This window comes from Streptomyces sp. NPDC050617, from assembly GCF_040654795.1.
GTDB lineage: Bacteria > Actinomycetota > Actinomycetes > Streptomycetales > Streptomycetaceae > Streptomyces.
The window spans coordinates 441,702-455,676 of the sequence record NZ_JBFAIS010000001.1; the positions used below are offsets into that span (position 1 = coordinate 441,702).

At 71.3% G+C, this 13,975-nt stretch carries 15 protein-coding genes and 1 pseudogene; 6 read left to right on the forward strand and 10 right to left on the reverse strand.

Features of this window, described 5'->3' with window-relative positions:
* Nucleotides 1-59: 59 nt before the first annotated feature.
* Nucleotides 60-1,277: a macrolide family glycosyltransferase gene (locus tag AB0I49_RS01845; protein WP_363224759.1), complete on the forward strand. Its 1,218-nt coding sequence runs from the start codon at nt 60-62 to the stop codon at nt 1,275-1,277.
* A 19-nt stretch (nt 1,278-1,296) separates the two neighbouring features.
* Here AB0I49_RS01845 and AB0I49_RS01850 read toward each other — a convergent pair.
* Nucleotides 1,297-1,438: pseudogene (locus tag AB0I49_RS01850) on the reverse strand (DUF6204 family protein); the annotation flags it as partial.
* An 840-nt stretch (nt 1,439-2,278) separates the two neighbouring features.
* Between AB0I49_RS01850 and AB0I49_RS01855 the strand changes: the two are divergent.
* From AB0I49_RS01855 to AB0I49_RS01870, 4 genes are all read left to right on the forward strand, one after another.
* Nucleotides 2,279-2,659: a hypothetical protein gene (locus AB0I49_RS01855; protein ID WP_363224760.1), complete on the forward strand. Its 381-nt coding sequence runs from the start codon at nt 2,279-2,281 to the stop codon at nt 2,657-2,659.
* A gap of 245 nt (nt 2,660-2,904) precedes the next feature.
* Entirely contained in the window at nt 2,905-3,573 is a 669-nt protein-coding gene (locus tag AB0I49_RS01860) for a sporulation delaying protein family toxin (protein WP_363224761.1), read from the forward strand.
* A gap of 147 nt (nt 3,574-3,720) precedes the next feature.
* Nucleotides 3,721-4,323: an SdpA family antimicrobial peptide system protein gene (locus AB0I49_RS01865; protein ID WP_363224763.1), complete on the forward strand. Its 603-nt coding sequence runs from the start codon at nt 3,721-3,723 to the stop codon at nt 4,321-4,323.
* Complete coding sequence (locus tag AB0I49_RS01870; RefSeq protein ID WP_363224765.1) at nt 4,314-5,318, forward strand: sporulation-delaying protein SdpB family protein; 1,005 nt, start codon at nt 4,314-4,316, stop codon at nt 5,316-5,318. The genes AB0I49_RS01865 and AB0I49_RS01870 overlap by 10 nt, the downstream gene beginning before the upstream one ends.
* Before the next feature lie 88 nt (nt 5,319-5,406).
* Here the strand turns inward: AB0I49_RS01870 and AB0I49_RS01875 are convergent, their stop codons facing one another.
* Nucleotides 5,407-5,733 (reverse strand): hypothetical protein, encoded by a 327-nt coding sequence (locus tag AB0I49_RS01875; RefSeq protein WP_363224766.1) that lies wholly within the window; start codon nt 5,731-5,733, stop codon nt 5,407-5,409.
* A 145-nt stretch (nt 5,734-5,878) separates the two neighbouring features.
* Between AB0I49_RS01875 and AB0I49_RS01880 the strand changes: the two genes are divergently transcribed.
* Nucleotides 5,879-6,217 (forward strand): cupin domain-containing protein, encoded by a 339-nt coding sequence (locus AB0I49_RS01880; RefSeq protein ID WP_363224767.1) that lies wholly within the window; start codon nt 5,879-5,881, stop codon nt 6,215-6,217.
* Between the two features lie 39 nt (nt 6,218-6,256).
* On the opposite strand, the gene AB0I49_RS01885 is transcribed toward AB0I49_RS01880, so the two are convergent.
* The 8 genes from AB0I49_RS01885 to cysC all read right to left on the reverse strand — a co-directional run bounded on the left by AB0I49_RS01885 (nt 6,257) and on the right by cysC (nt 13,975).
* Nucleotides 6,257-7,054: a hypothetical protein gene (locus AB0I49_RS01885; protein ID WP_363224768.1), complete on the reverse strand. Its 798-nt coding sequence runs from the start codon at nt 7,052-7,054 to the stop codon at nt 6,257-6,259.
* A 137-nt stretch (nt 7,055-7,191) separates the two neighbouring features.
* The gene (locus AB0I49_RS01890; protein ID WP_363224769.1) at nt 7,192-8,043 is read right to left on the reverse strand and encodes a sirohydrochlorin chelatase; all 852 of its coding nucleotides are present in this window, start codon (nt 8,041-8,043) and stop codon (nt 7,192-7,194) included.
* Entirely contained in the window at nt 8,043-8,957 is a 915-nt protein-coding gene (locus AB0I49_RS01895; protein WP_363224770.1) for an ABC transporter permease, read from the reverse strand. The genes AB0I49_RS01890 and AB0I49_RS01895 overlap by 1 nt, the downstream gene beginning before the upstream one ends.
* Nucleotides 8,944-9,747 (reverse strand): ABC transporter ATP-binding protein, encoded by an 804-nt coding sequence (locus AB0I49_RS01900; protein ID WP_363224771.1) that lies wholly within the window; start codon nt 9,745-9,747, stop codon nt 8,944-8,946. Before AB0I49_RS01900 ends, AB0I49_RS01895 begins: the two co-directional genes overlap by 14 nt.
* 52 nt (nt 9,748-9,799) lie before the next feature.
* Nucleotides 9,800-10,909 (reverse strand): ABC transporter substrate-binding protein, encoded by a 1,110-nt coding sequence (locus tag AB0I49_RS01905; RefSeq protein ID WP_363224772.1) that lies wholly within the window; start codon nt 10,907-10,909, stop codon nt 9,800-9,802.
* 206 nt (nt 10,910-11,115) lie between these two features.
* Nucleotides 11,116-12,471, reverse strand: a complete 1,356-nt coding sequence (locus tag AB0I49_RS01910; RefSeq protein ID WP_363224773.1) for a GTP-binding protein — start codon at nt 12,469-12,471, stop codon at nt 11,116-11,118.
* A gap of 2 nt (nt 12,472-12,473) precedes the next feature.
* The gene (cysD, locus tag AB0I49_RS01915; protein ID WP_363224774.1) at nt 12,474-13,409 is read right to left on the reverse strand and encodes a sulfate adenylyltransferase subunit CysD; all 936 of its coding nucleotides are present in this window, start codon (nt 13,407-13,409) and stop codon (nt 12,474-12,476) included.
* Entirely contained in the window at nt 13,406-13,975 is a 570-nt protein-coding gene (cysC, locus tag AB0I49_RS01920; protein WP_363224775.1) for an adenylyl-sulfate kinase, read from the reverse strand. The genes cysD and cysC overlap by 4 nt, the downstream gene beginning before the upstream one ends.

Here is a 13,975-nt window from a genome sequence, read left to right on the forward strand (position 1 = left end):
CGGGGCCCGCCCCGAAATAAGATTGCACGATACGTATCGTCTCGCATAGCCTGCCGCCCATGCCAACGCCACAGCGTGCCCATATCGCCATGTTCAGCATCGCGGCCCACGGCCACGTCCAGCCCAGCCTGGACATCATCCGCGAGCTCGTGGCCCGCGGCCACCGCGTCACCTACGCCATCCCCGAGCCCCTGGCCGAACTGGTCGCGAGCGTCGGCGCGGAGCCCGTGATCTACCGTTCGACGCTGCCCACGGAGGAACAGCCCGAGGCGTGGGGGAGCGAGCTGATCGACCACGTCGAGATCTTCCTGAACGACGCGATCCAAGCGCTCCCGCAGCTCGCCGCCGCGTACGAGAACGACCGCCCCGACCTGATCCTGTACGACATCACGGCCTACCCGGCACGGGTGCTCGCGCACCTGTGGGACGTCCCCATCGTGCAGCTCTCCCCGAACCTCGTCGCCTGGGAGGGATACGACGAGGACCCCGTCTCCGAGCCCTTCCGGGCCATGAAGGAGACCCCGCGCGGCGCGGCCTACGACCAGCGCTTCCGCGACTGGCTCACCGAGCACGGGATGACCATCGACCCCGATCTCTTCATCGGGCGGCCGGACCGGATCATCGCCCTCATCCCGCGCGCCCTCCAGCCCAACGCCGACCGGGTCGACGAGCGGCGCACCACCTTCGTCGGCTCCTGCCAGGGCGACCGCGGCCACCAGGGCGACTGGGAGCGCCCCGCCGCGCTGGGCCCCGACGACAAGGTGCTGCTGATCTCCCTCGGCTCCACCTTCACCAAGCTGCCGGACTTCTACCGCGAGTGCGTGAAGGCGTTCGGGGACCTGCCGGGCTGGCACGTCGTGCTCCAGATCGGCAAGCACGTCCAGGCCGCGGACATCGTCCCCGAGGGCGCGGCGCTGCCCGCCAACATCGAGGTGCACCACTGGGTGCCGCAGGTCGCCGTCCTCGGCCGGGCGGACGCGTTCATCACCCACGCCGGGGCGGGCGGCTCGAAGGAGGGGCTCGCCTGCGGGGTGCCGATGGTGGCCGTGCCGCAGGCCGTCGACCAGTTCGGCAACGCGGCGGTCCTGGAGGAGCTGGGCGTCGCCCGGCACGTACCCACCGAGGAGGCCACGGCCGAGCGGCTGCGCGAGGCCGTGCTCTCCCTCGTGAACGACCCGGCGGTGGCGGCCCGCTGCGCCGAACTCAAGGCGGAGCTGGCCGCGGAGGGCGGCACCCCGCGCGCCGCCGACCTCATCGAGGCGAACCTACCGGGCTGACGGGCCGCCGGAGGCGGGGTCAGGGGTTCTTGCGCGCCGCCTCGCGGCGCTGCCGCTTGCCCAGCGGCGCCTGGGAGAGGTCCTCCGCGCTGCTCCGGAGATCCGTGTGGCCCAGGCCCGCGCCCGGCCAGCCACGCCTTCGCCGCCTGTTCGGCGCGTTCGGCGTGGCTCCACCGCGTTTCCCGGCGGCGCACGGTGCGGCCCGCGGTGCGGTGCCATATCGGAAACCTCCCGGAAAACCGCACCGGCGTCCGCCTCGGCGGGTCGGCCAATCCGGTGCGGAGTGGCCTGATCGGATCGCCGGGCAAACGTGGCAGACGTTGTCAATTTACTGTCCAATTTGCCGCCGTTGGTCGGGATTTGGAATTCCATAGAGGCGTTGCGTACCTCACACATGGCTACGGAAGTTGAATTGAGCGTGTCAATCCGACAGTGTTTCGAGCCATCCCGGCGCGCCATAGGCCGTCATCGACCGCCGTGCCTTCCCCCCACGAGGCACGGCGGTCGATGGCTATCGGCGCGCCGCCGGCGCGCCGATCCCGTCACTCGACGAGCCACATATCGGCGCAGGAAGGGCAAGGGGGCGAACTTCAGCCGCGGTCATATCCCGGTGGCACCGTTGCCTTCGACCGAAGCGCCCCTTCTGAGCAGGTGTTCCCTGGTTGTTGTGTACGGCACGGAGTTGGCTGGATTGCCATTGATCGTCAGGTGTGGGAGTGCCAGCATGGACGGGTCGCCACGCCCGTGGACGGCATGGCCCACCGGGCCGTACGACGACGGGCCGGTATCGACAATTCGAGACGGGTCCACCGGGGGGAGACGAGTCGATTGTTCAGGGCGTGCTTACACGAAACCTGGTCCACGCACACACGGTGCACTCGATTTCCGGGGACCTCAGGGCCTTCGGTGCATCCATGGTCGTCGGCATCCCCAAGGATTCCGGGGCTGACGGCCCGGCCTGTGCTCGCAATTGACGCGGGCCCCGAAGGGCGGCGAAGCGCGTGACCACGCATCTCGCCGTTGGCAGCGCGCTGGTCGGCGTCTATGTCGCCGCCGCCGGTCTCATCCTCGTCATCGCGGCCCGGAGCCGCAGCGAATCGCTCGGCAGGAACGCTCTCGTGGGGGCCCGCACACGACAGACCCGGAGCGGAGACGCCGCCTGGCGTAGCGGACAGCGCGCCGCGCAGCGACGCTACATACGTCTCGTCCCGGTGCTGGCCGCCGCCGCGGTCGCCTCCCTAGGCAACGCCTTGGCCGGCGGCCCGTTCTGGCTCTTCGCGGTGATCGCGGGGGCCTGTGGCGCTGCGGACATCGTCATCGCCGCATCGTCCGCCTCGGCGGCCAATGCCGCGGCACGTGGCGAACACGGGCGGCCCGTCTAACGGTCAAGGCCGCGTATTTCCTGGTGGCGGCGGCCGTTGACCCCCGCCACCAGTATCGAACGCCGTCGGCACGGTACGGACCCACCGCAGAAACGCGTGGTGTCCGGCCGCCGCCGATGGTCCCACCGCCGGGTGCTTCCCGGCCGGCGCTCTTCTCTGCATGGCCGCAAGTGAAGCGCCGGTCATCGCCGCCCCGGCATGGGCGGAACCACTCAATCGACAGTCCGACGAACAGAAAGTACCTCATGCGTCTGAAGAGAACTACCGCGCTCATTTCCTCCGCCGCCGCTCTTGTCGCGGTCCTCGGCACCGGTGCGGTGGCGGTCGCCGCCGCGCCGTCGCACGCCCGCACGGCCGTCACCGCGAGCGCCGCCGACGGGGAGCACCACGTCAAGTATTCCGACGAGGACATCGTCGGGCTGCTCGTCTTCGCCAAGGGCAAGGCAGCCGACGAGCACCCGGACCTCGCCGCCGAGATCCGCGCGCACCGCAATGAGCAGACCAACCAGGTCACGCTGGCTCAGATTGCCGAGTTCACCAAGGAACTCATGGCCACGGACCCTGAGTTCCACGACAAGATCACCGTGGCTGTCCAGATCAACGACCCGTTCCAGGCACAGGCCGGAATGGAACGGCTCAATGACGACCTGAAGAAGTTCCTGACCGCGCACCAGGTCACGGGCAAGAGCCCGAACCGCGCGGACGGCTGGCTCTGGCATGACGTCAATATCGCCATCGAGGTGAACGCGCTGGCCGCCATCAACGGTGCCGTGTACGCGAACGTGGCGGGCGCCACTGAGGCTGTGGTCGCCCTGGTGGTGGTCCCGTCCGCCGTGAGCTATGGGTTCGACATGAGCCAGCCCAACAGCCTGGATGCGGACGGCATCGTCTCCGCCGTGACCAAGGGCCTGTAGGCACCGCGCTCGCCCGGAGCCGGGAACTGCCCGCCGGGCCGCGTCACCGACGCGGCCCGGCGGGTCCGCCGGCGACCCGTCGGGCCACTCGTATCTCCACGGAACTCATTTCCCACGGATCTCCCAGAATTCAGGGGTCGCGCCCGCATGCCCAGCTCGTCTACCGAATCCCATCTGAGACCGACGGAACGACGCGCCAATTCCGTTCGCCAACTCGTCCTGTTCACCGTTGCCGGCGTCTGCATATTCGGCTATCTCGCTGCCTCGGTCTTCTACACCCTGCCGAGCAATGCGCTGAGCAGTCGACAATCCAAAGGTGCCCGGCAGGCTCTGAACGTCCTCACGCCGGAGAATTGGGCGTTCTTTACCCGCAACCCCGAGACCGTGCAGACCGGGGTGTACGCATACGGGCCGCACGGCGCGGTCCGCGATCTGCTGGACACCCCGCAGGGCGCGCCCTCGAATCTCTTCGGACTCTCCCGTACACAGCGGGCCCAGGGGCCCGAACTGGCCTACATCAGCGCGTCCGCCATCGGGTCCTGGACGGACTGCGCCGGATACCTCGACGCTTGTCTGCGAAAAGAGAACACGAAACCGGCGAAGAGGATGGACAACGAGAGCCCGGTGCCAACCGTGTGCGGGGACGCTTTTCTCACTCAGGAGAAGACAGTGCCGTGGAGCTACCGGCAGTTGGTCGCCTATGACAAGCGCGTCATCAAAATCGCTCACCTGGACGTCCGATGCAACTGACTGCGGCCCTGAACTCCCTGGCCGACCGTCTCGCCGCCCACACCGAACGGCACGATCTGCGCTCCCGGTGGTTCGGAATCGGCCGTACGGTCATCGCCGCCGCCGAGCTGAGCGTGCTGCTCCTGACGCCCGTGAAGGCGCTGCTCGTGCCGGTCCTCACCATCGGGGAATTCCCGCGCTGTGATTCCGCGCGGGCGGCCTCGGCGCTGTGCATCGGCGGTGACACGGTCGGCATGGAGCCCCGCAGATGGCTGCTGATCGCCATCCTCGTCGTGGCCGCCAGCGGATACCGGCCCCGCTGGACCGCCATTCCTCTCGCATGGGCCACCTATTCCGTCGCGGTCAGCATTTCGGTGCCCGACGGCGGCGAGTCCGTGGCCATGATCATGTGCCTTCTGATGATCCCCATCGGACTGGCCGACAACCGCACATGGCACTGGCAGCGGCCGAAGTCCGCACTGGCACCCTCATGGCGGACGCTGTCCCTGGTCGCCTTCCTGGCCATTCGCGTGCAGATCGCCTACCTCTATCTCGACAGTGCCATCAGTAAATTCGGCGTGGCCGACTGGGCGAATGGCACGGCCGAGTATTACTTCCTGCGCGACAACATGTTCGGTGTCAGCGAGCCCTGGGACTCGCTCATGCTGTGGTTGTCCAAGAATCCGCTGATCGTCGTCTCCATGACCTGGGGCGCGCTGGTGATCGAACTCGCCATCGGTGTATGCCTGCTGGCCTCCCGCCGCTGGCGGAAGACGGGGCTGATCATGGACATTGTGCTGCATGGCTCGATCATCCTCACCATGGGCCTGTGGAGCTTCGGCCTGGTGATGATCGGCTCGGCGATCGTCTGCGCGACCCCGGACCGGCGCTCCCCGGCGCCGACCCGCGCGGCCGAAGAAGGCTCCCCCGGGCTGCCCGCACGCGAGGATGTCGCTCCGCCGTGCGCGGCGTGCGGCACGGACGCTCCGACGGCTTCCGCCGCTCACTCCGCCTGACCTGGCTGAACCGACACCGCAAGGCCGGCACCAAGGGCCCGTCGGCGCCCGAAGCGCCGACGGGCCCTGGCGCTCTCCCTCCGCGAAGCTATCGGCGCGCCACCGGCTCGCCGATTCGAAACCTGCTGCCATTGCGCGGGCCGAGTCTGACGGCGACGTCCACGGCCGACGACGTCTCGTCCACGGCGAAGTCCTTGCCCGCCTCGGCGAGCCGCGCGCGCTTCTGCCCCCGGTAGCGAAAATACACGGTGAGGCGGTGCTCGCCAGGGGACACCGGGACTTTCGCGGTGCCCCACTTCGCCGGGTATTCCCGTCCGTCGACCTCGATAACCGGGCTTGTTAAAAGATGGTGGAACCATGCCGCGACAGGGGATGGCCTGACGTCGATGATGACAACTGCCCTTTGTTCAGCCATATATCGATGCTAGAGCCCGTAATGAAAATGATCAACGTGGCGTTATGCGGGGTCCTTTCCTGGTAGTGACGCCCGCAGGCCCGGCCCCGGGGGCGGTCCGCCGCCCATGGCATCCTTGTGTCAACTGATCGACGAGGAGTGCGACATGAGCGGCGGCGAGGCAAGCGGTATGGACGGTTACGTATGGGCCGAGGCGGCGGACGTCCCGGCCAAGGAGCTGTTTCCCGGCATTCGGCTGCGCACCCTGTGGACGGGGGCCGAGGGCGCCTCGGCGCATATCCTGGAGATCGACCCCGGCGGCTGCTGGGAAGGGCTCGACGTCCACGAACCCGGTCCCGAGGAGGTCTACGTCGCCTCCGGCGTCTTCAATGACGGCGTTCGCGACTACCCCGCGGGCAGCTTCATCCACGCCCCGGCTGGCTCCTCGCACATACCGCAGTCCGCCACCGGCTGCACGCTCTTCGTCTTCTACCCCGAGGGCTGACGACGGGAGCGGCGCTCCCGCCGACGGGCTGACCGCGCGTCAGTCCCCGCGCAGCGCCGAGCGCCGCGCCCGCCCCTGCTCCGGCACGCTCGACGCGCGCGGCGCACGCGCTCCCGGCGTCGCGCTCGACGCACGCGATTCCGGCGCCACGCGCGACACGGGCGACCGCGCCCCGTAGGAGAGCGTTAGCACCGTGCGGCGCAGCCCGGCGCGGCGCAGCGGGGTGACGCGGTGCACGCACGCGTCGCCGCGCAGCAGATACGCGTCGCCGGGCCGGTGGTGCGCCCGCCGGGCCGCGGCGCTCCCCAGCCCGGCCGGGTCCAGCTCGCCCGGCGCGTACTCCAGCAGTCCGCCGTCCCGCGGCGAGGACGGCGCGTCCGCGCACAGCACGAACGTCAGCGGATATCCGTCGAGGTGCGCGCCGTGCGTATCGCCCAGCTGATGCAGCACAGTGAGCACGTAGCGCTCCAGCGGATCCGGCGCCTCGACCGCATCGGCCCCCGATATCCGCCGGATCAGCGCGGTCAGCGACGCGTCCGCGTACAGCCGGGGGACCCAGGGCGCGAGCGCGCCGACCATCTGCCCGCCCACCGTCGCCATCCGGCGCGGCGACGCGTCCGCGCGCGCCACCGTGAAGTCCCGCCGCCGCGCGAGCCGTTCCAGCCGCCGGGTCTCGGCCCGCAGCGCCCCGAGCCGGGCCCCGCGCACCACCCCCGGCAGCTTCACGTATCCGTCCCGCCCGAACCGCTCCCGTAACCCGTCGCCCGGCTCGCCCGCCGCGGCGAGCTGCGCCAGGCGATCCGGTTCGAGCACCGTCTCCACACTTCTGATCGGCACGATCGCACCTCCTCGGTCCGTACTGACCGTGGCCAACGTGCATCGCAGTGTAGGCATGGCCCCAGCCGTCACGTACGGCTCTTGGGAGGAAAAGACAGGATCTGTACGGGCTCTTGGCGTCCATCCGGCCCGGTCGGTCAGGCGCTGAGCGCCGGGAGAACCCCGGACGCCGCCACCGCCTCCTCGTATCGCAGCGCCACCAGTCGCGCCAACTCCTCGCACGGGCCCAGCACTTCGGCGAGCACGTCCGCGCCCGCCTCCCGCGCGCCCCGCGCGATACGGTCCGGCAGCCGGCCGGGGGCGATGACGTACGGGGCCACGGCCACGCGCCGGACCCCCTCGGCGCGCAGCTCCCGCACCGCGTCCGCGGTCCGGGGCGACCGGGCGGAGGCGAACGCGGGCCGCACGGCGCACCAGCCGGTACGCCGCCACTCCCGCGCGATTTCAGCGATCACCGCGCCCGCCTCCGGGTCGCTGGAGCCCGCCGAGGCCAGTACGACCCCGGTCGAGCCCCGGTCCTCGGGGCGCACCCCGGCCTCGTACAACCGCCGTTCCAGTCCGCCCGTCAGCAGCGGCGAGGGCCCCAGCACCTCGGCCCGGCGGACCGCGAGCCCCGGCAGCCGGGCCGCCGCCGCGTGCAGCACGGCCGGGATGTCGGTCTTCGCGTGGAACGCGCGGGTCAGCAGCAGCGGCAGGGCGACGACCTCCCGTACGCCGTCCGCCTCCCGTACATCGTCCGCCTCCCGTACGCCGTCCGCTCCCCGTACGCCGTCCCTCTTCCGTCCGCCGTCCGCCGCGAGCCGCGACAGCGCCTGCGGCACGCTCGGCGCGCAGAAGTCCAGATAGCCGGCGGTGACGCGCACGTCCGGGCGGAGCGCGCGGACCCGCGCGACGAGCGCCGCGACCGTCGCCGCGTGCCGCGGGTCGCGGCTGCCGTGGGCGACGACGAGCAGCGCGGGGGCCGGGGCCGCCAGTTGCCGCACGCCCATCAGCGGGCCCCCGCCAGCAGCCCGCGGTTGCGCAGCACCCGGCGCTCCATCGGACTGAAGACGATCAGGTCGATGGCGATGCCGACGAAGAGGATGAGGATGATGCCGAGCAGCACGCCCGGCATGTCGGAGTCGGTACGGGCGTTCTCCAGGTACTGGCCCAGCCCCAGCCCGAGGTCGGGGGAGGAGGCGATGAGCTCGGCGGCCATCAGCGACCGCCAGGAGAACGCCCAGCCCTGCTTGAGCCCCGAGATATAGCCGGGCAGCGCGGCCGGCAGCAGCACGTGCCACGCCCCGCGCAGCCCGGTGGCGCCGATGGTGCGGCCCGCGCGCAGATACAGCGGCGGCACCTGGTCGATGCCGGAGACCAGGCCGTTGGCTATGGAGGGCACCGCGCCCAGCAGGATCACCGCGTACATCGCGGAGTCGGTGATGCCCAGCCAGATCACGGCGGCCGGCACCCAGGCCACCGACGGCAGCGACTGGAGGCCGGAGAGGATCGGGCCGAGCGCGGCGCGCACGATCTTCACACGGGCCACCAGCAGCCCCAGCGGCGTGCCGATGGCGAGCGCCGCGAGGAAGCCGAGCAGGCCGCGCGAGACGCTCGTCCAGACGATGTCGCCCAGCGTGCCTTGGAGCCACAGGGCGCGCAGGCTGTGCCAGACGGCCGAGGGGTCGGGGAGCTTGTAGTCGTCGGTGACCTCGGCCAGGACGAGCAGCTTCCACACCGCCAGCACCAGCAGCACGGCGACCACCGGCGGCAGCACCTTGTGGAGCAGGGTGTGGGAGATCGGCACCCGCTTGACCTGCACGGTGTCGAGCGCGTCCAGCCCGGCCTCGACGCTCGCCAGGTCGTTCCGGCCGTCCGGCGCGCCGGTCTCCTCCTGCGCGGTGGTGGTCTCAGTGCTGGCCATGGCGGCGGATCTCCCCACGCAGTTCTTCGGTGATCTCGACGGACAGATCCGCGACGGCGGCGTCCTCGATGCGGCGCGGCTGCGGGATGTCCACCGACCACTCGCGCGCGACCCGGCCGGGCCGCGAGGACAGCAGCACCACGCGCTGGGCGAGCCGCACGGCCTCGCGGACGTTGTGCGTGACGAAGAGGACCGACAGCTCCGTGCCCTCCCACACGCGGGTCAGCTCGCCGTGCAGCACGTCGCGGGTGATCGCGTCCAGCGCCGCGAACGGCTCGTCCATCAGCAGCACCTTGGAGTCCTGCGCGAGCGCGCGGGCCAGCGCGACGCGCTGCCGCATGCCGCCCGACAGCTCGTGCACCCGCTTGCCGTACGCGCCGCCGAGCCGTACGAGCTCCAGCAGCCGCTCCGCCTCCGCGCGCCGTTCGGACCGCGGCACCCCGCGCATCCGCAGGGTGAGTTCGATGTTGCGGCCCGCGGTCAGCCACGGGAACAGCGCGTGCTCCTGGAACATCAGCGCGGGCCGGCCGCCGGGCACCTCGATGGCGCCGGAGGTCGGCTCGTCCAGCCCCGCCACCAGGTTCAGCAGCGTCGACTTGCCGCAGCCGGAGGCGCCCAGGATGCAGACGAATTCGCCCGGCCGGACGTCGAGGGCGATGTCGTCCAGGACGGGCTGGGCCGCGCCGGGGCGGCCGAAGGACTTGTGGACGTGGTCGATCCGTACGGCGGCCGGTGCGGTCGCGCCGCCGTTGTCCTTCAGGGGCTTCTCGGTGGTCAGTGCCGGTGCCATCGCCGGTCACCTCCTGTCAGCTGGGTGGGCGGTGCGAAGGGGGAGCGGGGCGCTAGTTCTCGCCGAGTCCCGCGGCGTCGACCGTCGGCCTGCCCTCGGCCTTGAGGACCTTGTTGAGGAGCCTCAGGTCGTAGATGCCGCCGAGGTCGGGCTCGGACAGCAGCCCGGCCTTGACGGCGTGCCGCGCCTCGGCGTCCAGGGTCGAGGCCAGCGGGTCGTCGGTGACGCGGATGCTCTGCCAGGCGGGGTCGAGGATGTCGGGCGGCAGTCCCTTGCCCGCCAGGGCCTGGAGCGCCGCGTTGGCGGACGCCCGCGCCTTGGCGGGGTTCGCCTTGATCCAGGCGTTGGTCTTCACCGAGCCGCGCAGCACGGCCTCGACGGCGTCCGGGTGCCGGGCCAGGAACTTCTGCGACACGATCACATTGGTGATGACGAACTTGCGGTCCGGCCACAGCGTGGACTCGTCCAGCAGCACCTTGCCGCCGTCGGCCACCAGCCGCGACGCGGTCGGCTCGGGCACCCACGCGCCGTCCACGGAACCGGACTTGAAGGCGTCCGGGGTCACCTTGTTGTCCGTGCGGACCACCGAGACGTCGCCCTTGCCGCTCTGCGGATCGACCTTCCAGCCGCGCTGGGCGATCCAGTTGAGGAACGCCACGTCCTGCGTGTTGCCCTTCTGCGGAGTGGCGATCTTCTTGCCCTTGACGTCGTCCAGGGACGTGATCTTCTTGGGGTTCACCACCAGCTTCACGCCGCCGGACGCGGACCCGGAGACGATCCGCAGGCCGGTGCCGTGCGTCTTGACGTAGCCGTTGATGGCAGGCGACGGGCCGATCCAGCCGATGTCGATCGAGCCCGCGTTGAGCGCCTCGATCTCGGACGGGCCCGCGTTGAACGTGGTCGACTCGACCTTGGTGCCGCCCAGCTCCTTCTGGATGATCCCCTCGTGGTCGCCGACCAGCGCCGTGGCGTGTGTGAGGTTCGGGAAGTAGCCGATCTTCACGGAGTCGAGGCCGTCGGTCTTCTTCCCCGTCGCGGCCGCCTTGCCGGCGCCGTCCTGCCGCTCGGAGCCGTACCCGCAGGCCCCGAGGGCGCCGATCAGTACGGGGAGGGCGGCGGCTGCCGCCAGGAAGCGGCGGCGGGACGGGGGTGCGGCAGACATGGGAGGGGTTCCTCTCACAGGGCCGGGGCAGCGCGCTCTAAGGCACGCCCGGCGGTTCGGCGGGGCTTCGGGACCGGGTGGTACGCGGGGGAGGGGCCGTCGTCAGCACGCACATCGCCCGACCCCGCCCTGCCCGCTGCCGAGGGAGCCGCTGCCGACGCGGCCGCCCTCCTTGTCGAAGGTCGAGAAGAAGTCCCGGGCCGCCATCAGAAGTCCCAGCCCGCGTCGGCGCCGTCGTCGGCCGCGTCGCCCGCGCCCGCCGCGAACGCGGCGCCCGCCATCCCGGCCGTCAGCGTCGTGCCGTCGGCGGGGTCGATGAGGAGGAAGGAGCCGGTGCGCCGGGAGTCGGCGTACGCGTCGAGGGCCAGCGGCTCCGCGGTGCGCAGGACGACGCGGCCGATGTCGTTGGCGGCCAGCGCTCCGGGCGCCGGGTGCTGGGAGAGGTCGTCGAGCGTCAGCCGCGACGGGATGTCCTTGACGATCGCCTTGACCGTACGGGTGGTGTGCTTGAGCAGCACCCGGTCGCCCGGCCTCAGCGGCCGGTCGGCGACGTGGCAGACCGTCGCCTCGATGTCCCGCGTCGGGGCGGGCGCGTCCGCGCTCGGCGCGATGAGGTCGCCGCGGGATACGTCGAGGTCGTCGGCGAGACGCAGGGTCACGGACTGCGGGGCCCACGCCACGTCCACGCCCCGGCTGCCGAGCGCGTCGATGCCGGTGATGGTGCTCGTACGGCCCGACGGCAGCACCGTCACGGCGTCCCCGACGCGGAGCACGCCGGACGATATCTGCCCGGCGTAGCCGCGGTAGTCGGGGTGCTCGGAGGTCTGCGGACGGATCACGACCTGCACGGGGAAGCGCGCGGGGTCGCGGGACGGGTCGGCGACCACGGCGACCGTCTCCAGGTGCTCCAGGACGGTCGGGCCGCCGTACCAGTCCATGTTCGCCGACGGGGTGACGACGTTGTCCCCGGCCAGCGCGGAGATCGGGATCGTGGTGATCTCCGGGACGCCGAGCGAGGCCGCGTACCCGGTGAACTCCTCGGCGATCGCCGCGAACACGGGCTCCGCGTACTCCACGAGGTCCATCTTGTTGACGGCGAGGACCACGTGCGGCACCCGCAGCAGGGCGGCCACCGCGGCGTGCCGGCGGGTCTGCTCGACGACGCCGTTGCGGGCGTCGACCAGCACCACGGCCAGCTCGGCGGTGGACGCGCCGGTGACCATGTTGCGGGTGTACTGCACATGGCCCGGCGTGTCGGCGAGGATGAACCGCCGCCGGGGCGTCGCGAAGTAGCGGTACGCGACGTCGATGGTGATGCCCTGCTCGCGCTCGGCGCGCAGCCCGTCCGTGAGCAGCGCCAGGTCCGGCGCCTGCTGCCCGCGGCTGCGGGAAGCGTGCTCCACGGCCTCCAGCTGATCGCTCAGCACCGACTTGGAGTCGTGCAGCAGCCGCCCCACCAGCGTGGACTTGCCGTCGTCGACCGAACCGGCCGTCGCGAACCGCAGCAGCGACGTGGCACTCGTGCCGAGGGCGTCGGGAGAGGAGTCGAAGGTCGTGGTCATGGCTAGAAATACCCCTCGCGCTTGCGGTCCTCCATGGCGGCCTCGGACAGCTTGTCGTCGGCCCGGGTGGCGCCCCGCTCGGTGAGCCGGGAGGCGGCGATCTCCGCGATGACCGCCTCGATGGTGTCGGCGTCCGAGTCGACGGCGCCGGTGCAGGACATGTCGCCCACCGTGCGGTAGCGGACCGTGCGCCGCTCGACGCGCTCGCCGTCCCTGGGGCCGCCCCACTCGCCGGGCGCCAGCCACATCCCGGAGCGGGCGAAGACCTCGCGCTCGTGCGCGTAGTAGATGGCGGGCAGCTCGATGGACTCCCGGCCGATGTACTGCCACACGTCCAGCTCCGTCCAGTTGGACAGCGGGAAGACGCGGACGTGCTCGCCGGGGGAGTGCCGGCCGTTGTAGAGCTGCCACAGCTCGGGGCGCTGGCGGCGCGGGTCCCAGCCGCCGAACTCGTCGCGCAGCGAGAAGACGCGCTCCTTGGCGCGGGCCTTCTCCTCGTCGCGCCGGCCGCCGCCGAAGACCGCGTCGAAGCGGCCCGTCTCGATGGCGTCGAGCAGCGGCACCGTCTGGAGGGGGTTGCGGGTGCCGTCGGGGCGCTCGCGCAGCCGCCCGTCGTCGATGAACTCCTGGACGGAGGCGACGTGCAGCCGCAGCCCGTGCTCCGCGACGGTCCGGTCGCGGTAGTCGAGGACCTCGGGGAAGTTGTGCCCGGTGTCCACGTGCAGGAGGGCGAACGGCACCGGCGCGGGCGCGAACGCCTTCAGCGCCAGGTGCAGCATCAGGATCGAGTCCTTGCCGCCGGAGAAGAGGATCACCGGCCGCTCGAACTCCCCGGCCACCTCCCGGAAGATGTGCACCGCCTCGGACTCCAGCGCGTCCAGGTGCGACAGGGCGTAGGGATTCTCGGTGTCCTCACCCACGGCAGCCACCGTCGTCATGCCAGTCCCCTCTCACTGAGCAGCGCGAGCAGCGCCGCCGCGGACTCGTGGACGCCCTGCTCGTGCGCCGCGATACGAAGGTCGGGATCGGCCGGTGTCTCATAGGGATCGTCTACCCCGGTGAGCCCCGTCAGCTCACCGGCCGCCTGCTGGGCGTAGAGCCCCTTGACGTCCCGTACGGAGCACACCTCGACCGGCGTGGCGACGTGCACCTCCAGATACGGGGTGCCGGCCTTCTGGTGCCGCTCGCGCACCGCCGCGCGGGAGTCCGCGTACGGCGCGATGACCGGGACCAGCGCCTTCACGCCGTTCGCGGCGAGCAGTCCGGCGACGAAGCCGATCCGCCGCACATTGGTGTCCCGGTCCGCGCGGGAGAAGCCCAGCCCGGCGGAGAGGAACTCCCGGATCTCGTCGCCGTCGAGCACCTCCACCCGGTGTCCGTCCGCGCGCAGCCGCTCCGCCAGCGCGTACGCGATCGTGGTCTTGCCGGCGCTCGGCAGCCCGGTCAGCCAGATCGTGGCCCCCTGGTCGGGCAGGCTCATCGCACTCTCCTGAGGTCTCGTCAT

What these genes read in the sequence shown, in the direction of transcription:
- AB0I49_RS01845 (WP_363224759.1), top strand. Translation starts at nt 60, where the DNA reads ATGCCAACGCCACAGCGTGCCCATATCGCCATGTTCAGCATCGCGGCC.
- AB0I49_RS01860 (WP_363224761.1), top strand. Translation starts at nt 2,905, where the DNA reads ATGCGTCTGAAGAGAACTACCGCGCTCATTTCCTCCGCCGCCGCTCTT.
- AB0I49_RS01865 (WP_363224763.1), top strand. Translation starts at nt 3,721, where the DNA reads ATGCCCAGCTCGTCTACCGAATCCCATCTGAGACCGACGGAACGACGC.
- AB0I49_RS01870 (WP_363224765.1), top strand. Translation starts at nt 4,314, where the DNA reads ATGCAACTGACTGCGGCCCTGAACTCCCTGGCCGACCGTCTCGCCGCC.
- AB0I49_RS01875 (WP_363224766.1), bottom strand. Translation starts at nt 5,733, where the DNA reads ATGGCTGAACAAAGGGCAGTTGTCATCATCGACGTCAGGCCATCCCCT.
- AB0I49_RS01880 (WP_363224767.1), top strand. Translation starts at nt 5,879, where the DNA reads ATGAGCGGCGGCGAGGCAAGCGGTATGGACGGTTACGTATGGGCCGAG.
- AB0I49_RS01890 (WP_363224769.1), bottom strand. Translation starts at nt 8,043, where the DNA reads ATGGGCGTGCGGCAACTGGCGGCCCCGGCCCCCGCGCTGCTCGTCGTC.
- AB0I49_RS01895 (WP_363224770.1), bottom strand. Translation starts at nt 8,957, where the DNA reads ATGGCCAGCACTGAGACCACCACCGCGCAGGAGGAGACCGGCGCGCCG.
- AB0I49_RS01900 (WP_363224771.1), bottom strand. Translation starts at nt 9,747, where the DNA reads ATGGCACCGGCACTGACCACCGAGAAGCCCCTGAAGGACAACGGCGGC.
- AB0I49_RS01905 (WP_363224772.1), bottom strand. Translation starts at nt 10,909, where the DNA reads ATGTCTGCCGCACCCCCGTCCCGCCGCCGCTTCCTGGCGGCAGCCGCC.
- AB0I49_RS01910 (WP_363224773.1), bottom strand. Translation starts at nt 12,471, where the DNA reads ATGACCACGACCTTCGACTCCTCTCCCGACGCCCTCGGCACGAGTGCC.
- cysD (WP_363224774.1), bottom strand. Translation starts at nt 13,409, where the DNA reads ATGACGACGGTGGCTGCCGTGGGTGAGGACACCGAGAATCCCTACGCC.
- cysC (WP_363224775.1), bottom strand. Translation starts at nt 13,975, where the DNA reads ATGACGAGACCTCAGGAGAGTGCGATGAGCCTGCCCGACCAGGGGGCC.